17 protein-coding genes and 1 pseudogene are annotated in these 20,351 nt (G+C 72.7%); 11 read left to right on the top strand and 7 right to left on the bottom strand.

From position 1 onward, the window contains the following. The first annotated feature begins 216 nt into the window (after positions 1-216). From AC3CH1_RS04680 to secD, 3 genes are read left to right on the top strand one after another with little or no spacing between them, the layout of a single operon-like run. Complete coding sequence (locus tag AC3CH1_RS04680; protein WP_488462145.1) at positions 217-933, top strand: rod shape-determining protein; 717 nt, start codon at positions 217-219, stop codon at positions 931-933. A 38-nt stretch (positions 934-971) separates the two neighbouring features. After that, a complete protein-coding gene (locus tag AC3CH1_RS04675) occupies positions 972-1,583 on the top strand; it encodes a hypothetical protein (protein WP_488461685.1) in 612 nt (203 codons plus the stop codon). 35 nt (positions 1,584-1,618) lie between these two features. After that, positions 1,619-3,988, top strand: coding sequence for a protein translocase subunit SecD (gene secD / locus AC3CH1_RS04670; protein WP_488461684.1), 2,370 nt, complete (start codon positions 1,619-1,621; stop codon positions 3,986-3,988). 104 nt (positions 3,989-4,092) lie between these two features. On the opposite strand, the gene AC3CH1_RS04665 is transcribed toward secD, so the two are convergent. Continuing rightward, positions 4,093-4,923 (bottom strand): helix-turn-helix domain-containing protein, encoded by an 831-nt coding sequence (locus AC3CH1_RS04665; protein ID WP_488461683.1) that lies wholly within the window; start codon positions 4,921-4,923, stop codon positions 4,093-4,095. Between the two features lie 100 nt (positions 4,924-5,023). On the opposite strand from AC3CH1_RS04665, the gene AC3CH1_RS04660 reads away from it, so the two are divergent. Next, positions 5,024-5,329 carry a 4a-hydroxytetrahydrobiopterin dehydratase gene (locus tag AC3CH1_RS04660; RefSeq protein WP_488461682.1) on the top strand — a complete coding sequence of 102 codons (306 nt, stop codon included), beginning with the start codon at positions 5,024-5,026 and terminating at the stop codon, positions 5,327-5,329. Positions 5,330-5,441: 112 nt separating this feature from the next. Here the strand turns inward: AC3CH1_RS04660 and AC3CH1_RS04655 are convergent, their stop codons facing one another. Further along, the gene (locus AC3CH1_RS04655; protein WP_488461681.1) at positions 5,442-6,404 is read right to left on the bottom strand and encodes a LysR family transcriptional regulator; all 963 of its coding nucleotides are present in this window, start codon (positions 6,402-6,404) and stop codon (positions 5,442-5,444) included. Between the two features lie 370 nt (positions 6,405-6,774). Here AC3CH1_RS04655 and AC3CH1_RS04650 point away from each other — a divergent pair, with 370 nt between their 5' ends. Then, positions 6,775-7,728: a class I SAM-dependent methyltransferase gene (locus AC3CH1_RS04650; RefSeq protein WP_488461680.1), complete on the top strand. Its 954-nt coding sequence runs from the start codon at positions 6,775-6,777 to the stop codon at positions 7,726-7,728. A 33-nt stretch (positions 7,729-7,761) separates the two neighbouring features. Here the strand turns inward: AC3CH1_RS04650 and AC3CH1_RS04645 are convergent, their stop codons facing one another. From AC3CH1_RS04645 to AC3CH1_RS04630, 4 genes are all read right to left on the bottom strand, one after another. Next, a complete protein-coding gene (locus AC3CH1_RS04645) occupies positions 7,762-8,229 on the bottom strand; it encodes an RICIN domain-containing protein (RefSeq protein WP_488461679.1) in 468 nt (155 codons plus the stop codon). A gap of 147 nt (positions 8,230-8,376) precedes the next feature. Then, positions 8,377-9,213: an aldo/keto reductase gene (locus tag AC3CH1_RS04640; protein WP_488461678.1), complete on the bottom strand. Its 837-nt coding sequence runs from the start codon at positions 9,211-9,213 to the stop codon at positions 8,377-8,379. Positions 9,214-9,328: 115 nt separating this feature from the next. Further along, complete coding sequence (locus tag AC3CH1_RS04635) at positions 9,329-11,128, bottom strand: AMP-dependent synthetase/ligase (protein WP_488462144.1); 1,800 nt, start codon at positions 11,126-11,128, stop codon at positions 9,329-9,331. A gap of 323 nt (positions 11,129-11,451) precedes the next feature. Continuing rightward, positions 11,452-12,345, bottom strand: coding sequence for a LysR substrate-binding domain-containing protein (locus tag AC3CH1_RS04630; protein ID WP_488461677.1), 894 nt, complete (start codon positions 12,343-12,345; stop codon positions 11,452-11,454). A gap of 293 nt (positions 12,346-12,638) precedes the next feature. On the opposite strand from AC3CH1_RS04630, the gene AC3CH1_RS04625 reads away from it, so the two are divergent. Together AC3CH1_RS04625 and AC3CH1_RS04620 are read left to right on the top strand one after the other, a co-directional pair. After that, on the top strand, positions 12,639-13,688 hold the full coding sequence (locus AC3CH1_RS04625) for a bile acid:sodium symporter family protein (protein WP_488461676.1): 1,050 nt from the start codon (positions 12,639-12,641) through the stop codon (positions 13,686-13,688). Between the two features lie 60 nt (positions 13,689-13,748). Further along, on the top strand, positions 13,749-13,964 hold the full coding sequence (locus tag AC3CH1_RS04620) for a helix-hairpin-helix domain-containing protein (RefSeq protein WP_488461675.1): 216 nt from the start codon (positions 13,749-13,751) through the stop codon (positions 13,962-13,964). A 115-nt stretch (positions 13,965-14,079) separates the two neighbouring features. Here AC3CH1_RS04620 and fdhD read toward each other — a convergent pair whose 3' ends face one another. Beyond that, positions 14,080-14,928, bottom strand: a complete 849-nt coding sequence (fdhD, locus tag AC3CH1_RS04615) for a formate dehydrogenase accessory sulfurtransferase FdhD (RefSeq protein ID WP_488461674.1) — start codon at positions 14,926-14,928, stop codon at positions 14,080-14,082. A gap of 245 nt (positions 14,929-15,173) precedes the next feature. Between fdhD and AC3CH1_RS04610 the strand changes: the two are divergent. The 4 genes and pseudogenes from AC3CH1_RS04610 to AC3CH1_RS04595 all read left to right on the top strand — a co-directional run bounded on the left by AC3CH1_RS04610 (position 15,174) and on the right by AC3CH1_RS04595 (position 20,317). Next, positions 15,174-16,132 (top strand): annotated as a pseudogene (locus AC3CH1_RS04610) (beta-ketoacyl-ACP synthase III). A gap of 206 nt (positions 16,133-16,338) precedes the next feature. Beyond that, positions 16,339-17,520: an ROK family transcriptional regulator gene (locus AC3CH1_RS04605; protein WP_488461673.1), complete on the top strand. Its 1,182-nt coding sequence runs from the start codon at positions 16,339-16,341 to the stop codon at positions 17,518-17,520. A 224-nt stretch (positions 17,521-17,744) separates the two neighbouring features. Then, complete coding sequence (locus AC3CH1_RS04600) at positions 17,745-19,268, top strand: sugar ABC transporter ATP-binding protein (protein WP_488461672.1); 1,524 nt, start codon at positions 17,745-17,747, stop codon at positions 19,266-19,268. Beyond that, the gene (locus AC3CH1_RS04595) at positions 19,265-20,317 is read left to right on the top strand and encodes an ABC transporter permease (RefSeq protein WP_488461671.1); all 1,053 of its coding nucleotides are present in this window, start codon (positions 19,265-19,267) and stop codon (positions 20,315-20,317) included. Before AC3CH1_RS04600 ends, AC3CH1_RS04595 begins: the two co-directional genes overlap by 4 nt. Positions 20,318-20,351 lie beyond the last annotated feature (34 nt).

Here is a 20,351-nt window from a genome sequence, read left to right as displayed (position 1 = left end):
GGGCCGCTCCGCCCGGGTGCGGGCCCATGGGGGAAGGGCCCCGGACCGCTTCGTGACGGGAGCGGTGCCGGGGCATTCGGGGCGGGCCGTTCCCACGGGGGGCTCCGGACGCGCCACCAGCAGCTGCGCGTCCCGGGCACCCAGGGCGCACCGGGCGTGCCCCCGGCCGCCCGGGGGCTGGCCCTGGACCTGGGCAGCTCCCGCACCCGGGCCTGGGTGCCCGGCCGGGGACTGGTTCTCGACGCGTTCCCCGGCTCCGGTTCCCACGGGGGCGACGAGCGGCCGGTGCGACGCGGGCGCATCGTCGACCCCGAGTCCTGCGGCCGTCTGCTCGGCCGCATCGCCGACATGGCCCTGGGGCCCGACCGCAGCGACAGCGTGATCGTGCTCAGCCACCCCGTGCTCGCCGGGGCCGAACACCGCACCGCCGCGCGCGCCCTGCTCGCCGGGCTCGGGACGTCGCGCGTCCTGGTCCTCAGCAGCGCACGGGCCGCCGCCGCGTACGCCGGACCGAGGGAGACGGGCCCCCTTCTCGTCGTCGACATGGGAGCCGAGCTGACCGAGGTCACGCTCCTCGTCAACGGCCTGGTGGCCGACGCCCGGCAGACCGAGAGCGGACTCGACGACCTCGACCGCCTCGATCCGGCGAAGCTGCCGGCCGTCCTCGTCCGCACGGTGCTCGACATGATCACGTCCATGTGGCGGCACGACCGACACGGCGCGATCCGCGGAGCCCTGCGCAAGGGCCCCGTGCTCGCGGGCGGCGGCGCGCTACGAGCCGACGTCACCGATCGCATCGCCCGCTGCCTCGGCACCCGGGTGCGCCTGGCCGACGACCCGTCGACCACGGTCGTCCGCGGCGCCGGACAGATCCTCAGCTCCGTGCTCCGCCACCCGACGGTGTCGTCCGAGCGACTCGGCCGACCGAGGTGACGCGGCACCCGGGACCGTCCCGGCCGAACGCGTCCCAGGTGCGGTCCCTGCTGGCCACGCTGGTCCTCACCGTCCTCACCCTGGTCGGCGCCGCCTCGGCCCCCGGTGCCGCGCTCGCCCCACCGACCTCCCGGAGCCTCGCGCCCGTCGTCACCGCCGTCCCCGCCGCCTCGGCACCCACCGCACCGCAGCCCCGGCACGCCGGGCACGTCTTCCAGCACCTCGGCGGGCACCACGCCGTGCACGTCTCCCGGCACCTCGGCGGATCCGACCGCTGGGGGCCGGAGCGCGCGAGCGGCGTCGTGGCCGAGGCGTACACGGGTGCGGGTGCGGGTGCGGGTGCGGTGGCGCAGGCCGGTCACGAGCAGCCCAGCGCGGCGGCCGATCCGGCGCAGGCCCCCCGGGCGGGCACCGGCCGGGCGTACCTGCTTCTTCACGCGCCACCGCCGCCGCACGACGCGCTGACGCCCGCTCCACCTGGGGCGGCCGAGCCCCGCGCCGGCGTACAGCACGTCGTCGCGGATTCCTCCGACGTACCCGGCGGTCGCAGGGGCGCGCTCCCCGACGTCCGGGGACCTCCGGGCAGGACCACCGGTCCCACGACCGCTCATCCGTCCTGTTCTGCCGCTCCGGCGCCGCGTCCTCACTGAGGTGAGGGCGCTCGGCGCCCCACCGGAGGATTTCCATGACTCGCGCCACCATGGTGCGAGCGGTTCTGGCTGTCGCCGTGCTGCTCGTCTCCGTCTACATCAGCCTGACCATGTCGCCCAGACTCGGCCTCGATCTCCAGGGCGGCACCCGTATCGTGCTCCAGGCCCGGGACACCGCCACCGTCGAGGCGGACCGGGAGACCACCGACCGCACCCTGGAGGTGCTGCGGCAGCGCATCGACTCGCTGGGCGTCTCCGAGCCGACCCTGACCCGGTCCGGCGAGGACCGGATCATCGTCGAACTGCCCGACGTCCAGGATCCGCGCCAGGCCGCCGAAGTGATCGGCCGGACGGCCCAGCTCACCTTCCACGCGGTCGAGGGGCCGGCGGCCGGGAAACCGGACGAGAAGCCCCCGGGCTCCGACCCCACCGCCGCCCCGAGTCCCACCGCCGACCCCGGCTCCGCCGCCGACCCCGACGGGCTGACCCTCTCCGACGAGCAGGGCCGCGCCCTCGCACTCGGCCCCGCCCGGCTCTCCGGCGCGGGCGTCGAGGACGCCACCGCGGGCTTCGACGCGCAGGGCGGTGCCGGCTGGAGCGTCTCGCTCGAATTCCGCAAGGACGCCGGTCAGGACTGGAAGCGGCTGACCGGCGAGGCCGCCTGCCATCCCGCCGGGGACGACCGCCGGAGGGTCGCCATCGTCCTCGACGAGAAGGTCATCTCCTCGCCGCAGGTCGACCCCTCCGTCGGCTGCCGGGCCGGACTGCCGTCCGGGGCCACCCAGATCACCGGCTCGTTCAGCGCGGACGAGGCGCGTGACCTGGCGCTGCTCATCAAGGGCGGGGCGCTGCCCGTGCCCGTCGAGATCGTCGAGCAGCGGACCGTCGGCCCGACGCTCGGAGCGGCGGCCATCGACGCGAGCGCCCGGGCGGCGCTCATCGGCGCAGCCGCCACCGCTCTCTTCATCACGCTCGTCTACCGACTCTTCGGCGCGCTCGCCGCCGTGGCGCTGGCCGCGTACGGGGTGATCTCCTACGCCGCGCTCGTCGCTCTCGGCGTCACGCTGACGCTCCCCGGGCTCGCCGGTTTCGTCCTCGCGATCGGGATGGCGGTCGACGCGAACGTCCTGGTCTTCGAACGGGCCAGGGAGGAGTGCGCCGAACGGCCGAAACGCTCCCTGCGCTCCGCCCTGACCACCGGATTCACGAAGGCGTGGAGCGCGGTCGCCGACTCCAACGCGACCACGCTGATCGCGGCCGGACTGCTCTTCTTCCTGGGCTCGGGTCCCGTCAAGGGCTTCGGGGTCACCCTCGCCATCGGGGTCATCGCCTCGATGTTCTCCGCGCTGGTCATCGCCCGCGCGCTCACCGAGATCGCCGCGAACTCCAGCTTCGTCGGCGACCACCGGAGCGTCAACGGCATCGCGCGCCCCGGCGCCGTGCGGACCTGGCTGGTCCGCAAGGACCCGAAGCTCTTCCGCAAGCCGGTCCGCTGGCTCGTCGTCTCGGCGGCCCTGGTCGCCGTCGCGGTGGCCGGGATCGTGGTACGCGGCGTCGATCTGGGCGTGGAGTTCACCGGGGGCGACCTGGTGGAGTACTCCACCAGCCGGCCGGTCGACGTCGAGACGGCCCGGGACACGCTCGCCGCCGCCGGGTTCGGGGACGCCGAGGTCACCACGGCCGGGGAAGGCGACCTGTCCGTACGCACAGGGAAGCTCGACAACGACGGCGAACACGCCCTGCGGACCGCGCTGGCCGAGGAGGGCGGCGAGACGACGAAGGTACGGGACGAGCTGATCGGCCCGAGCCTCGGCGACGAACTGCGGCGCAACGCCCTGATCGCCCTGGGGGTGGCCGTCGCCGTTCAGCTGGCCTACTTGGCGGTCCGGTTCCGCTGGACGTTCGCCGTGGCCTCCGTCGGGGCCATGGTGCACGACGTGATCCTCGTGGTGGGGGCCTTCGCCTGGCTGGGACGGTCGGTGGACGGCATCTTCCTGGCCGCCCTGCTCACCGTGATCGGCTACTCGGTCAACGACTCGGTAGTGGTCTTCGACCGGGTACGGGAGACATGGGGGGCGAACCGGCGGACACCGCTGGACGTCATCGCCCGCCGGGCCGTCCTCCAGACCGTTCCGCGCACGGTGAACACCGGGGTGGGCGCTCTGTTCATCCTGGCCGCCCTCGCGGTGCTGGGCGGCGATTCCCTCGCCGACTTCGCGCTCGCCCTGCTCATCGGCATCGTCGTCGGCACGTGGTCCTCGGTGTTCGCCGCCGTACCCGGGGCCATCCTCCTGGAGCGGAACGCCAAGGCCCCGCCGCCCGCCCCCGGCAAGGGGAAGAGCTCGGCGCGCGGGCGCGCGGGCGCTCCCCGGCGCGATCCGCTCGACAACGGAGCGCGCGTCTGAGGTGACCCCGCGCTCCGGCGCCACGACCGGCCGCCCCGGCAGGTCGTGGCGCCGAGGGCCCAAGGGCCCAAGGGCCCAGGGCCCAGGGAAGGCAGGGGGCAGGGTCAGGACGGGACGTGCGCGTGCAGATAGGCGGCGGTCTCCCGGTCGGCGGGGAGGAACGTCTCGATGGCCAGCTCGGCCACCGTCACGTCCATCGGAGTGTTGAACGTCGCGATCGACGACACGAACGACAGGACCCGGCCCCCGTGTTCGAGCAGCATCGGCAGCGCGAACGCGGCGGAGCGCTCCCGCCCCGTACCGCCCGCACCGTCGGTGCGACGGCCCGCGCCGGCCGCCCGTGCGGCGACCGGATAGGCCGCCACCTCGTCGTACAGCGCCCGCAGCTCCGGCGAGCGTACGAGGGCGATCTGGCGGTCCATCTGCGCCAGCAGGTCCGCCCGCCACTCCGGGAGGTTCACGATGCGCGGGGCGAGCCCCTCCGGGTGGAGGGTGAGCCGCATGGCGTTCACCGGCGGGGCCAGCAGCTTCTCGGGCACCCCTTCGAGCAGCAGGGCGATCCCCCGATTGGCCGCCACCACCCCGTAGGTGCCGTCCACCACGAGCGCCGGATACGGCTCGTACGCCGCGAGCAGCCGGTCGAGGCTCTCGCGGAGGGAGGCCATCGCGGGGTCGTCGAGCGGCGTCTGCGCGTAGCGGGGTGCGTAACCGGCCACCACCAGAAGGGCGTTGCGTTCACGGACGGGGACGTTCAGCTTCTCGGCCAGCCGCAGGACCATGTCCTCACTGGGCCGGGAGCGGCCCGTCTCGATGAACGAGATGTGGCGGGCCGAGGAGTCGGCGCGAAGGGCCAGCTCCAGCTGGCTGATGCGCCGCTGTTCCCGCCAGTCCCGCAGCAGCGGCCCTACTCCCGTGTCGGGCAAGACAGTCGTCATGCCAAGACCGTAACGTCACCGGCGGGCCGGGGCCGGTACGGGCCGCCCCGGCCCGCTGTGACGCATGCGCCGATCCACCGAGACCCACGGGAGCCGTTCCATGAGCGCAGAGCCGCTGTCGCCGGCCGAGATCGACCGCCGGCTGGAGAGACTGCCCGGCTGGGCGCTGGAAGGGGACCGGATCACCCGGACCTTCCGGCTGCCCTCCCACTTCGCCGCCGCCGCGCTGACGGTCCACATCGCGCGGATCCAGGACGAGCTGAACCATCACTCGGACCTGACGCTCGGATACGACACGGTGGCCCTCTCCGTCCACACGCACGACGCGGGAGGCGCGGTCACCGAGAAGGACTTCGCGCTCGCCGCCCGGGTGGCCGACGCCGCCCCGGCCCACGGGGCCGAATAGTCCCACGGGGCGGATGGTCCCGCGGGGCGGATGGTCCGGCGAGTCCGATCAGCCCCGGGCCCCGGGCCACGGGGCCGCGCTGCAGTGGGCCGACCGGCCCCGGGCCGGGTGCTCAGGCGACCGTGCCGAACCTCGGGTGCGCGCCGAGCCACCGCGCGTAGCTCGGGCTGCGCGAGACCGCCTCGGCGTAGGCCGCGCGGGTCGCTCCGGCCACCGTCCCCGACGCGGCGTCCGCGGCGGGGGAGTGCGGGTGCCAGCCCACCAGATGACGCCAGCTGAGCGGTGCGCCGGCCAGCGGTCTGGTCACAAGGCCGGGCGCCGGCGGGAACGTCGCCCGGCACAGCCCTATCGCCCGTCCCACCTGCACCAGATGGACGACGGACGAGGTGTCCGTCTCGTACACCGACGCCGGGGTGAAGCCCGAGCGCGCGCAGGCCGCGGTGAAGCAGTCGGCGAAGCAGCCTTCGCCGGGCACGTCCGCCCAGCACTCGTCCGCGAGGGCCGCCAGCTCCAGCTCCGTCTCCCCGGCCAGGGCGTGATCCTCCGGCAGCATCACGAAGACCGGGTCCACCCCGACGACCTCCCAGACCAGCCGGTCCGCCAGCGGCGGCGGGCTCTCGCCGCACGTTCCGATCAGCGCGAAGTCCAGCCGGCCGTCGATCACCAGCGAGGCGATCTCGGCGACCGACCACGAGGTGTACGTCGACACCGGCACCAACGGGTGGGCGGCGGCCATCCGGTCCACCAGACCGCCGAGCAGCGGACCGTGAGTGCCGCCCAGCCGCAACCGGTCCGGCGACCCCGTGGCATTGGCGAACCGCACCGCCTCCGCCTGGAGTTCACTGACCGCGGGCAGCACCACCCGGGCCCGCCCCAGCACCAGTTCGCCGAGCGGGGTGGCCCGCGCCCCGGTGTGGTCGCGGTCGAACAGAGCGCCGCCCAGGGCCTTCTCGATCCGCCGCAGCTGAGCGCTGAGGGCAGGCTGGGCAAGCCCCAGGGTGGCGGCGGCCTTGGTGAGGCTGCCCGTGTCGGCAATGGCACGGACCGTTCGCAGATGGCGCAACTCGAGCTCCATAAGGGCAAGTTATGGGCCCAGGAGCACCCCGGCAATATGTGCGCTCCGCCTACCGTTCGGTCGGTGTGCACGGGGCGTACCCCCGTCGGCCCGGTCGGCGGGGTGCGGTGTGCCGGTCCAGCCCTGCCCGGGCACCGTTCCCGGAGGCCTCGGAGACGAAGTCGGAGAAGTGCGTCGGTTCCCGTCCCAGGGCCCGCTTCACGTCGTCCGTCGTTGCCGCGTCGTGGCCGTCCAGCGGCGTCGCAAGAACCTTTCGGCCAGGAGTTCCGCCTCCGGGCCGACCTCCTCGAACCCAGCCCGGCAGCCACCTCGATTTGCCGGACCGGCAAAGAAGATTGCCGGTCGACCGTCCTTCGGAGAGGCTGATCGCATGAGCAGCCACGCCGGTCACGGCCACCACGACGCGCACGCACCCGCCACGCCCGTACACGCCCACGCCCCTGCCCACGCCCATGTGCACGGATCGGGCGGCGACCCCGCGACGGACATCGACTGGGACGTCCTCGGACCCCTGCTGGAGCAGGAGGCCGAACTCAACGGCGCACAGTACGAGGAGGCGGCCCGCTGGATCGCCGCCCTGCCCACCGCTCCGAAGGTCCGCCGGGTCCTGGACATCGGCAGCGGCCCCGGCGTCGTCTCCTGCCTGCTGGCCGAGGTCTTCCCCGGGGCCGAAGTGGTGGCGGTGGACGCGACGCCCGCCCTTCTGGAACGCGCGAGGAACTGCGCGCGGCGTCTCGGCGTGATCGACCGCTTCCAGACCCTGGAGGCCGAACTGCCCGCGGACTTCGACAGTTTGGGCGAGGCCGATCTGATCTGGGCGGGCAACTCCCTGCACCACCTGGGCGACCAGCGCGCCGCTCTGGCGGGCTTCGCCGGGCTCCTGCGGCCCGGCGGCACGGTCGCGCTCGTCGAGGGCGGCCTGCCCGCCCGGCGGCTGCCCCGCGACATCGGCATCGGGCAGCCCGGCCTGGAGGCCCGTATGGGCGCGGCCGCCGCCACGCGCTTCCAGCACATGCGGTCCGAACTCCCGGGAGCGAAGCGGGAGACCGAGGACTGGAGCGCGCTCTTCACCGCGGTCGGCCTCGTCCCGCAGGGCACCCGGAGTTTCCTCCTCGACCTGCCCGCACCGCTCTCGGGCCCCGCCCGCGACCATGTCGTCGCGAGCATCACCCGAGAGCGCGAGGTGCTGGGCGACCTGTTGTCGGCCGAGGACAGCGCGGTACTGGACCGGCTCCTGGACCCCGAGGACCCCGAAGGCCTTCACCACCGCCCCGATGTCCACCTGCTCACCGCCCGCACGGTCCACCTCGGCCGCCGCGGCTGAACCGGCGACGCTGTCCCGGGCTGCCCCGCTGCGCTACGACACCGGCTCCAACTGCCACCACTGGAAGGGGGAGTCGGTGTCCTCCCACTGCTGAATCGTGCCGCCGTCCTCGGTGGAACGGTCCGCGACCTCCATGACGAGCCCGCTGATGAAACTCACCAGCGTCACCGTCCCGGGCGCCTCCGCGTGCTGCTCGATCAGCCACTCCTGGGCGCCGAAGTTGTTGGCCTTCCACTGCTGGATGCGCGTGCCGTTCGACGTATCGGCGTTGGCCACGTCGAGCCGCTTCCCGCTGTGCTCGTTGACCAGGTGGAAGAGGGCCGCGCCCTCGTGCACCGGGGCCAGCCGCCACACCTGCGAGGCTGTCCCGTCGTCCTCGCCCTGCTGGACCCGGGCCCCACTGCCCTTGGCGGCGCCGTACACCTCCAGCACCAGCTTGCTGCCGACGTTGCGCAGGCGGTACGGACCCGCCTCGACGACGGGCGTGACTTCGCCGCTCATGTTCCCTGTCTCCCCGGTTCGACCTGTGTACTGCCCTACTGCCCTGCTGCCGTACTGTCCTGCTGCCGTCCTGTCGTACTGCCGCCGGCGCACCGGCTGACGACGGCGCCCCCACCGTGGTCGGTGGGGGCGCCGTCGGCCGGACGCTCAGGCGCCGACGTTGAACTCCGCCGGGTCGGGGCCGAGCCGCTTGCCCTCGTCCAGGGCCGCGAAGGCGGCGAGGTCGTCGGCGTCCAGCTCGAAGCCGAACACGTCGAGGTTCTCCTTGATCCGCGAGGGGGTCACGGACTTCGGGATCACGATGTTGCCGGTCTGCAGATGCCAGCGCAGCACCGCCTGGGCGGGTGTACGGCCGTGCTTGTGGGCGATGGCGACGACCGTCGGCACCTCCAGCAGGCCCTTGCCCTGCCCCAGCGGCGACCACGCCTCGGTGGCGATGCCGTGCTCGGCGTGGAAGGCGCGGAGCTCGGCCTGCTGGAGCTGCGGGTGCAGCTCGATCTGGTTGACGGCCGGCACCACGGAGGTCTCGGCGAGCAGCCGCTTCAGGTGCTCGGGAGGGAAGTTCGACACGCCGATGGCCTTCGCACGGCCGTCGGCGAGGATCTTCTCGAACGCCTTGTACGTGTCGGTGTACGCGTCCTTCGCCGGGACCGGCCAGTGGATCAGGTACAGGTCGACGTAGTCCAGGCCGAGCTTGTCCAGCGAGGCGTCGAAGGCGCGCAGGGTGCGGTCGTGGCCCTGTTCGCTGTTCCACAGCTTCGTGGTGACGAAGAGCTCGTCACGGGCGATGCCGGAGGCGGCGATGGCCTTGCCGGTGCCGGTCTCGTTCTCGTAGATCGCGGCGGTGTCGATGCTCCGGTACCCGGTCTCGATGGCCGTGGCGACCGCCTTCTCCGCCTCGTCGTCCGGCACCTGCCAGACGCCGAAACCGAGCTGCGGCATGTCGAGGCCGTTGTTGAGGGTGATGGAGGGGACCTTGCTCACGAGCGATCGATCCTAACGTCGTGGGGTGATGACTCCCCACGACAACGACCGGGCAGGCCACAGCATTCCCGTCCCCTTTCGGCGGCCTCGAACGCGCCGCCGCGTCGCCGCCGGGTCAGTGGTACAGCGCGTCGACCTCGACCGCGTACGCCGTCTCGATCGCCTTGCGCTTCAGTTTCAGCGAGGGCGTCAGCAGCCCCGTCTCCTCGGTGAACGGATGGGCCAGGATCCGGAACGTACGGATCGACTCGGCCTGGGACACCGCCGTGTTGGCGGCCACCACCGCCCGGCGGACCTCCATCTCCAGGTCCGGGTCACGCACCAGGTCGGCCGGGCCGAGCGGGGTGCGGCCCTGCATCGACAGCCAGTGGTCCACGGATTCCTGGTCGACGGTGACGAGCGCCGCGATGTACGGACGGTCGTTGCCGACGACGATGCACTGCGCCACCAGCGGATGCGCCCGTACGCGTTCCTCCAGGCCGGCCGGGGAGACGCTCTTGCCGCCGGACGTCACCAGGATCTCCTTCTTCCGCCCGGTGATCGTCAGATAGCCGTCCTCGTCCAGCGCACCGAGATCCCCGGTGGCGAGCCAGCCGTCCCGCAGCACCGCCCGGGTGGCCCCGGGGTCGCCCAGATAGCCGGAGAACACGTTCGGCCCGTGCACCCACACCTCGCCGTCGTCCGCGATGTGCACCGACGTGCCCGGAATCGGCTGCCCGACCGTTCCGTACCGGGTGCGCTCGGGAGGGTTCGCCGTCGCCGCGGCGGTCGACTCGGTCAGCCCGTACCCCTCGAAGACGCTCACCCCGGCGCCCGCGAAGAACAGCCCGAGCCGGCGGTCCATGCCCGAACCGCCCGACATCGCGTGCCGCACCCGGCCGCCCATCGCGTCGCGGACCTTCTTGTAGACGACCTTGTCGAAGAACTGGTGCTGCATCCGCAGCCCGGCCGAGGGACCGGGACCGTCCCCGAACGCCTTCTGCTCCATGGCCTCGGCGTACTTCACCGCGATGTCGACGGCCTTGTCGAACGGCCCGGCCCTGCCCTCCGCCTCGGCTTTGCGGCGGGCCCCGTTGAACACCTTCTCGAAGATGTACGGCACCGCCAGGATGAACGTCGGCCGGAACGTCACCAGGTCCGGCATCAGCGCGTTCGCGGACAGCTCCGGCTGGTGGCCGAGCTTGACCCGGCCGCGGACCGCGGCGATCTCGACCATCCGCCCGAAGACATGGGCCAGTGGCAGGAAGAGGAGGGTGGCCGCCTCGTCGCCGGGCCTGGAGTGGAACACCGGCTCCCAGCGCGTGACCATCGTGTCGCTCTCGAACATGAAGCCGGCGTGGGTGATCACACACCCCTTGGGGCGGCCCGTCGTCCCCGAGGTGTAGATGACGGTCGCCACGGAGTCGGGCGTCACCGCGTGCCGGTGCCGCTGCACCACCTCGTCGTCGATGTCCGCGCCCGCCCCGAACAGCTCGTCCACCGCCCCGGCGTCCAGCTGCCACAGCCGCTTCAGTCGCGGCAGCCGGTCGATCACGGAGCCGACGGTCATCGCATGGTCCTCGTGCTCGACCATCACCGCCACCACCTCGGCGTCGTGCAGCATCCACAGGACCTGCTCGGCGGAGGAGGTCGGGTAGATCGGCACCGACTGGGCTCCGACGGTCCAGAGCGCGAAGTCGAAGAGCGTCCACTCGAAGCGCGTACGGGACATCAGCGCGACCCGGTCGCCGAACCGCACCCCGTGCGCGATCAGTCCCTTGGCCAGGGCCAGCACCTGATCGCGGAAGTCCGCAGAGGTCACATCGCGCCACTTGCCCCCGGCGTCCTTGCGGCCGAGCGCGACGCGGTGCGGGTCGTCCGCCGCGTAGTCGAAGACCACATCGGCCAGACCGCCGACCTGAGGCGCGGCCGGCAGGGGTGGGACAGTGAAATCGCGCAATGACATGCTCCTCGTGGCGCTCCGCACAGCGCCGCGACGCTACCCCAAGCGGGGACCCGACGGGAGGGGCCCGGACCCTTCGGGCACCGTGTCGTCCGCCCTGGTCAACCGTCGAAATCCGGCCAGATGGGCAAGGCTCGGGCGTCCGTCCGGCCCAGTTCTGACGGAGGGGTAAGCGGCTCGCGCCGGAATCTCCACCGAATCCGACCGCTGCGACCACCGACCACCGAGACCACTGCGACACTGCGAAGGCCGCGACCACCGCGAAGACCGCGACCGCTCCGAGTCCGCTGGGGTGGCTACGGTCCCTCCCCGCCACCGGTCCCGCGGTGCAGCCGGTCGCCGCCCGCCAGGATCGCGGAGGCCAGCGCGTCGGCCGCCTCCTGGGCCGCGCCCCGGCGGTTCCCGTACAGCAGGACGAAGTCGACGCCGCCGAGCTCCGGCAACCCTGCCCTGGCCGGAACCGGCACCAGCCCCGGCGGGATCATCCCCCGGGAGTGCGCCATCACCCCCAGGCCCGCCCGCGCCGCCGCGACCAGGCCGCTCAGGCTCGTACTCGTGCAGGCGATCCGCCAGGGCCGCCCGTGCTCCTCCAGCACCTCCAGGGCGCGGGCACGGGTGATGGCCGGCGGCGGGAAGACGACCAGCGGCACGGGGCGCTCCGGATCGACCCGCAGTTGCGGCGCGCCGATCCAGTCCAGCGCGTCCTGCCACATCAGCTCGCCATGCGTGTCACCGGTCCGCCGCTTGGCCAGCACCAGGTCCAGCCGGCCCGCCGCGAGCTGACGGTGCAGCGTCCCGGACAGCTCCACGGTGAGCTGGAGCTCGACCTCCGGATGGTCGCGGCGGAAGGACTCCAGGATCTCGGGGAGGCGGGTCAGCACGAAGTCCTCGGCGGCCCCGAACCGCAGTCGGCCGCGCAGCCGGGTGCCCGCGAAGAACGCGGCGGCCCGCTCGTGCGCGGACAGGATCGTCCGGGCGAAGCCGAGCATCGCCTCGCCGTCCTCGGTGAGGTCGACGCGATGGGTGTCCCGGGCGAACAGCTGCCGCCCGGCCGCCCCCTCCAGCCGCCGCACGTGCTGGCTGACCGTGGACTGGCGGATCCCGAGCCTGCGCGCGGCCTGGGTGAAGCTCAGGGTCTGGGCCACGGCGAGGAAGGTACGCAGCTGGGTGGGGTCGTACGTGGCGTCCATGCGCCCACGTTATCGGGATCCACGATGACAGTCAGAGCGGTATGCGTGATTCCCGATGAGGAGGAACGGGAGCAGGATGGACGCCGAAACGGCCCGCCGCCCGCACGCAGGACGCCCGCACGCAGGACGCCCGCACGTAGGACTGCCCGCACGTAGGACTGCCCGCACGCGGGGCCGCCCGCGCGCAGCTCGCGTGTACGGAGGACCGCATGTACGCGTTGGGCCGCCCGCGACAGCGGCACGCACGGCTGTCCGCCCGGCACGGCGGACCGACCCCTGGAGACCCCGAGCAGATGACCCGCCGCATCCCGAGACCGCCGTCCTGGCTGCCGGTCGACGCCTACATTCTGGCGCTGGCCGCGACCGTGGCCCTCGCGGCGCTGCTGCCCGCCCGGGGAACCGCCGCCGACGTGGCGGGCGGGGCCTCCACCGGCGCGGTCTCCCTGTTGTTCTTCCTCTACGGGGCGCGGCTCTCCGCGGCCGAGGCGCTCGACGGGCTCAAGCACTGGCGCCTCCACCTCACCGTTCTGGCCTGCACCTTCGTCGTCTTCCCCCTGCTGGGGCTGGCGAGCGCCGGACTGGTGCCGTACGTGCTGACGCCCGAGCTCCAGGCGGGCTTCCTCTTCCTGTGCCTGGTCCCCTCGACGATCCAGTCGTCCATCGCCTTCACCTCGATCGCCCGGGGCAATGTGCCCGCCGCGATCTGCGCCGGGTCCTTCTCCAGCCTCGCCGGGATCCTCGTGACCCCGCTGCTCGCCGCCCTGCTCCTCGGTTCGACCGGGGGCGGGTTCTCGGCGGACTCCCTGCTGAGGATCGTGCTCCAGCTGCTCGTCCCGTTCCTCGCCGGACAGGTGCTGCGCCGCTGGGTCGGTGGTCTCCTCACCCGGCACAGGAAGGTTCTCGGCCTGGTCGACCGGGGGTCGATCCTGCTCGTCGTCTACACGGCGTTCGGCGAGGGGATGGTCACCGGCGTCTGGCGCCAGGTCACCCCGGCCCGGCTCGGCGCGCTGCTCGCCGCCGAGGCGGTCCTGCTGGCTCTGATGCTCACCCTGAGCTGGTACGGGGCCCGGCGGCTCGGGTTCGGCCGGGCGGACCGGATCGCCATCCAGTTCGCCGGGTCGAAGAAGAGCCTGGCGGCCGGGTTGCCGATGGCGACCGTGATCTTCGGGGCGCACGCGAGCCTCGCGGTACTGCCGCTGATGCTCTTCCACCAGTTGCAGCTGATGGTCTGCGCGGTGATCGCCAAGCGCCGCTCCCGCGATCCCGAGCCGCCCAAGGACCCGGCGGATTCGGATTCCCCTTCCGAGGCGTTGTCGGACCCGCCGGTTACGGTGAGCCGGTAGCCGGTAGCCGGTAGCCGGTAGCCGGTAGCCGGTAGCCGGTAGCCGACAGCGAGGAAGCCCATGAGCGACGAGCCCGGTACGCCCGCCGACGACTTTCCGCACGGGGCGGGTAATCCGGCCCGGCGCGCTCTGCGGGCGGCGGGCCACACCCGCCTCGCCCAGCTCACGACCGTGACCGCGGCGGAGGTCCTCGCGCTGCACGGGGTCGGCCCGAAAGCGATCAGGGTCCTCCGCGAGGCGCTGGCCGCCGAGGGCCTGGCCTTCGCGGGGGAGTGAGGCCCCGTACGCCCCGGGCCCCCTGCCCCAGGGCCCCGTACGCCCCGGGCCCCCTGCCCCAGGGCCCCGTACGCCCCGGGCCTCCCCGCCCCAGGGCCCCGCCCCCCTCCGCGCCTCAGCCCTGGCGTACCGCCGGCTCCAACGCGATCCGGTGCTCACCGGCGTACACGTTCATCGACGGGCCGCGCAGGAAGCCGACCAGCGTCAGTCCGCTCTCCGCCGCCAGGTCCACGGCCAGTGACGACGGCGCCGAAACCGCCGCGAGCACCGGGATCCCCGCCATCACGGCCTTCTGCGCCAGCTCGAACGAGGCCCGCCCCGACACCAGGAGAACGGCCCGGGACAGGGGCAGCCGGTGGTCCGTCAGAGCCCGGCCCACCAACTTGTCGACCGCGTTGTGCCGGCCGACGTCCTCGCGGACGTCCAGCAGTTCGCCCTCCTCGGAGAAGAGCGCGGCACCATGCAGGCCTCCCGTCCGGTCGAACACCCGCTGCGCGGCCCGCAGCCGGTCCGGGAGGGCGGACAGCAGCTCCGGGGTGACCCGCACCGGGGGAGCGTCGGCCACGGGGTGCCGGGTCGTGGTGCGCACCGCGTCCAGGCTGGCCTTGCCGCACAGACCGCACGAGGAGGTGGTGTAGACGTTCCGCTCCAGCGTGATGTCGGGGACCCGGACCCCGGGCGCGAGCTTCACGTCCACCACGTTGTAGCTGTTCACCCCTTCCGCCGTCGCCCCGGCGCAGTAGACGATCGACTGCACCTCGTCCCCCTCGGCGATCACCCCCTCGCTGACGAGGAAGCCGGCCGCCAGCGCGAAATCGTCGCCCGGCGTACGCATGGTGATGGCCAGCGGCCGGCCGTTCAGGCGGATCTCCAGAGGTTCCTCCGCCACCAGGGTGTCCGCGCGGGAGGAGACGGCACCGTCCCGGATGCGGAGGGTGCGGCGGCGTTCGGTGGCCCGTCCCATGGGTGTGAACCCCGATTCTGTCCGTATGCGATGGCTTCGGTCCGGATGGGCGAAGCCGGAACCCGACCTTCGTCATTGTCCGGCACCCGCACCGGTGTGTCGCAGTCACCGCCCCAGCACGCTGACCAGGCTGTTGTCAACGCTCCAACGTGTGGGCCGGATTCCTGTGGGATCACGTGCCCCCGTACCCGGCGGTAGCGACCAAGACTGGAGGTTTCCTGCCCTACCCGACGATGGGAACCCGTATGACCGGCTCACGTGTCGTGGCGCTCGGCCACTACCAGCCCGCCAAGGTGCTCACGAACGACGATCTGGCGGCCATGGTCGACACGAGCGACGAGTGGATCACCAGCCGGGTCGGTATCAAGACCCGCCATGTGGGTGGCCCGGACGAGCCGGTGGACGAGATGGCCGCGCACGCGGGAGCCAAGGCGCTGGCCACGGCCGGGCTGGTGCCCTCGGACGTCGATCTGGTCCTCGTCGCCACCTCCACCGCGATCGACCGCTCCCCGAGCATGGCGGCGCGGGTCGCGGCGCGGCTGGGCATGGGCTCGCCCGCGGTGATGGACATCAACGTGGTGTGCTCCGGCTTCACGCACGCGCTGGCCACCGCCGACCACGCGATCCGCGCCGGTGCGGCGACCCGGGCGCTGGTCATCGGCGCCGACAAGATGGCCGACATCGCGGACTGGACCGACCGCTCCACCTGCGTCCTGCTCGGCGACGGGGCGGGCGCGGCGGTCGTCACCGCCGACCCGACGGCCCCCGACACCCCGGAGGGGCCCGGCATCGGACCGGTGCTGTGGGGCTCCGTGCCGGAGATGGGCAACGCGGTCCGGATCGAGGGGACGCCGCCGCGCTTCGCGCAGGAGGGCCAGTCGGTCTACCGCTGGGCCACCACCCAGCTCCCCCGATCGCCCGCCGGGTCTGCGAGAAGGCCGGCGTCGCCCCGGAGGATCTGGCTGCCGTCGTCCTGCACCAGGCCAATCTGCGGATCATCGAGCCGGTCGCCCGCAAGATCGGCGCGGTCAACGCCGTCATCGCCCGGGACGTCGTGGACTCCGGCAACACCTCGGCCGCCTCCATCCCGATGGCGCTGTCCAAGCTGGTCGAGCGCGGCGAGGTCGCCTCCGGCGCGCCCGTCCTCCTCTTCGGCTTCGGCGGAAACCTCTCCTACGCGGGCCAGGTCATCCGCTGCCCCTGACCCTCCGCCGACCCTGACTCCTCGCACCGCGCCGGCCCCCTTCCACGGCGCCTGCGTGAGCTCGGACGGAGAACCTTTGTCCTGAGTGTGGAGAAAGTTGGAGCGGATTCCTGCGCAACTTCTTCCCACTCCGGGAAAGCGCTGCTACGTTCCCCTCGAAAGCCCGACGGACTGGCCGATGTGGCGGGGAGGGACGCGTGAGACGCATGACGGCACGACCCGCGAACGCGCATCAGGCGCGGCTGCTCCGCCTGCTGCGCGACGGGGGCCCCAACTCCCGTGCGCAACTGGGCGATCAGGTCGAGCTGTCGCGCTCGAAGCTCGCCGTCGAGGTGGACCGGCTGCTGGAGACCGGCCTGGTGGTGGCCGACGGACTCGCCGCATCGCGCGGCGGGCGCCGCTCGCACAACATCCGGCTCGCTCCCGAACTGCGGTTCCTCGGGGTCGACATCGGCGCCACCTCGATCGACGTGGCCGTCACCAACGCGGAGCTGGAGGTCCTGGGACACCTCAACCACCCGATGGACGTGCGCGAGGGCCCCGTCGCCGTCTTCGAACAGGTGCTGTCGCTGGCCGCCAAGCTGCGGGCCTCCGGACTCGCCGAGGGCTTCGACGGGGCGGGCATCGGGGTCCCCGGCCCCGTCCGCTTCCCCGAGGGCGTGCCGGTCGCGCCGCCGATCATGCCGGGCTGGGACGGTTTCCCGGTCCGCGAGGCGCTCAGCCAGGAGCTGGGCTGCCCCGTCATGGTCGACAACGACGTGAACCTCATGGCGATGGGGGAGCAGCACGCGGGCGTGGCCCGCTCCGTCGGCGACTTCCTCTGCGTCAAGATCGGTACGGGCATCGGCTGCGGCATCGTCGTCGGCGGTGAGGTCTACCGCGGTACGACCGGCAGCGCCGGGGACATCGGGCACATCCAGGTGGACCCGGACGGCCGGGCCTGCGCCTGTGGCAACAAGGGCTGCCTGGAGGCCCACTTCAGCGGCGCCGCCCTCGCCCGGGACGCGGAGGGCGCGGCCCGGGAGGGCCGCTCGCCCGAGCTCGCCGCCCGGCTGGAGGCGGCGGGCCGCCTCACCGCCGCCGACGTGGCGGCCGCCGCCGCTGCCGGTGACGCCGCCGCGCTCGACCTGATCCGGGAAGGCGGCAACCGACTGGGCCAGGTGATCGCGAGCCTGGTCAGCTTCTTCAATCCCGGTCTGGTGGTGATCGGCGGTGGGGTCACCGGCCTCGGTCACAACCTCCTCGCCAGTGTCCGCACCCAGGTCTACAAGCAGTCCCTGCCCCTGGCCACCGGCAACCTCCCCATCGTGCTGGGCGAGTTGGGGCCCACCGCCGGAGTGATCGGCGCGGCCCGGCTCATCAGCGACCACCTCTTCTCACCGGCCTGACCACAGGGCCGTAACGCACCACCGCATTGGTCAGGTACCCGGCATCAGCCAGGTACTAGTCAGGTACCCGTCCGTACTCGCACGTCAGGTACCAGTCAGCAGCCGTTCGCGGTGCCGCCGGCTCCACGGCACCTCCAGCCCTGCGCCCTGTCCGCTCACCGGCCCTCCCCGGCCCCTCGGCACCGCCCGAGCAGGGGAGACCCCATTCGCCGAGGGGATTCGTCATGGCACCAGAACCACCCCTGCTCACCATGTCCGGCATCACCAAGCTCTTCCCGGGCGTCCGCGCCCTGGACGGCGTCGACCTGGAGGTCCAGGCCGGCGAGGTCCACTGCCTCCTCGGCCAGAACGGTGCGGGCAAGTCCACCCTCATCAAGGTCCTCGCCGGAGCCCACCAGCCAGACGACGGCGAGATCACCTGGCGCGGCGAAACCGTCCAGCTCAAGTCGCCGATCGCGGCCATGCGCCTGGGTATCGCGACCATCTACCAGGAACTCGACCTGGTCGAGGGCCTGTCGGTCGCCGAGAACGTCTTCCTCGGCCACGAGCCGACCAGCGCCGGCTTCATCGTCCGCACGGGGGAGGGGCGTTCCGCCGCGAAGGCGCTCCTGGCCCGCCTCGGTCACCCGGAGATCGACCCCGCCCGGCACGTCGGGGACCTCTCCGCCGCCCAGCAGCAGATCGTCTCCATGGCCAGGGCGCTCTCCCACGACGTCCGGCTCATCGTGATGGACGAGCCCTCCGCCGCCCTCGACCCCGACGAGGTCGACAACCTCTTCCGGATCGTCGACGGCCTCACCGCCGACGGGGTGGCCGTCGTCTACATCTCGCACCGGCTGGAGGAGATCCGACGCATCGGCGACCGGGTCACCGTCATCAAGGACGGCAGGACCGTGGCCGTCGGGCTGCCCGCCGCCGACACCCCCACCCGCGACATCGTTGCCATGATGACCGGCCGGGACGTCGCCTACGTCTTTCCGCCGCGCCCCGAGGAGCCGGCGGCAGCCACCACCGAACCCGTACTCCGGGTCCAAGGGCTCTCCCGCCAGGGTGAGTTCGCGCCCGTCGACCTGGAGCTGCGGCCCGGCGAGATCGTCGGCCTCGCCGGACTCGTCGGCTCGGGACGCTCCGAGATCCTGGAGACCATCTACGGAGCCCGTAAGGCGTCCACCGGGACCGTCACCGTGGCCGGAAAACCGCTCCGTCCCGGCAGCATCCGCGCCGCCGTCGCCGCGGGCATCGGCCTCGCACCCGAGGAACGCAAGGCGCAGGCCCTGCTGCTGACCGAGTCGGTCACCCGTAACGTCTCGGTCTCCACCCTCTCCCGTTACGCCCGGCTCGGCTGGATCGACCGGGGCGGGGAGCGGAAGGCCGTGCAGAGCGCCACCCGTGAGCTGCAGATGCGGCCCGACAACCCGGACGTCGCCGTCCGCACCCTCTCCGGCGGCAACCAGCAGAAAGCCGTCCTCGCCCGCTGGCTGCTGCGCGGCTGCCGGGTCCTGCTGCTGGACGAACCCACCCGTGGCGTCGACGTCGGCGCCCGCGCCGAGCTCTACGCCGTGATCCGCCGGCTGGCCGACGAAGGCCTCGCCGTTCTGCTCGTCTCCAGCGAAGTGCCCGAAGTCCTGGGCCTCGCCGACCGGGTGCTGGTCCTCCGCGAAGGCCAGGTGGTCCACACGGCCCCTGCCCAGGAGCTCGACGAGCACCGTGTACTCGACCTCGTGATGGAAGGGAGCCCGACGCCATGACACAGCCCGCCCCGTCGGCGCAGCACAACGGGCCGGACAAGGGAGCCCTCGCCGGCCCCTCCGACACGCCGCCCGCGAAGTCGGGCGGTGGCACGCCGGCCCTCGGCCTGCGGCTCGACGTCCGGATCCTGTCCCTGCTCGGCGTCCTCGCCGCCCTGATCGTGGTCGGCGGCATCACCGAACCGGACGCCTTCCTGGACACCGGGAACCTCCAGCTGATCCTGACCCAGGCGTCCGTCATCGGCGTCGTCACCGTCGGCATGACCTTCGTCATCATCAGCGGCGGCATCGACCTCTCCGTCGGCGCCATGCTCGCCCTCGCCTCGGTGTGGGCGACGACCCTGGCCACCCAGGAGTACGGCTTCGCCGGCATCGCGTTCACCGCGGTCGTCGTCGGCCTCGCCGCCGGGCTCGTGAACGGCGTCCTCATCGCGTACGGGGGAATGGTCCCCTTCATCGCGACGCTGGCCATGCTCGCCTCGGCGCGCGGACTCGCCCTCCAGATCACCGACGGCAAGACGCAGATCGTCACCGTGGACTCGGTCCTGGACCTCGGACTGCCCGACTCCTACATCCTCGGCATACCGCCGCTGGTCATCATGTTCGCCGTGGTCACCGTCCTGGGCTGGCTCATCCTCAACCGGACCACCTTCGGCCGCCGCACCGTGGCCGTCGGCGGCAACGCGGAGGCCGCCCGGCTCGCCGGGATCGACGTCCGCCGCCAGCGCCTCTACCTCTACCTGCTGTCCGGACTGTGCTGCGGCATCGCCGCCTTCATGCTGATCGTGCTCGCCGGCTCCGGGCAGAACACCAACGGCAACCTGTACGAGCTCGACGCCATCGCCGCCGCGATCATCGGCGGGACCCTGCTCAGCGGCGGCCGGGGCACCATCGTCGGCTCCGTTCTCGGCGTCCTGATCTTCACCACGATCACCAACATCTTCGCTCTCAACAACCTCCAGAGCGACGTCCAGCAGATCGCCAAGGGCGCCATCATCGTCGCCGCCGTCCTCGTCCAGCGCCGCACCATGCGCGGCAGGGAAACCTGAGCGACCGAGCCCCCCGGCCCCCGGGGCCCCCGCC

The organism is Streptomyces sp. MGP-P1, from assembly GCF_057766565.1.
This window is presented reverse-complemented; position numbering and strand designations above follow the sequence as displayed.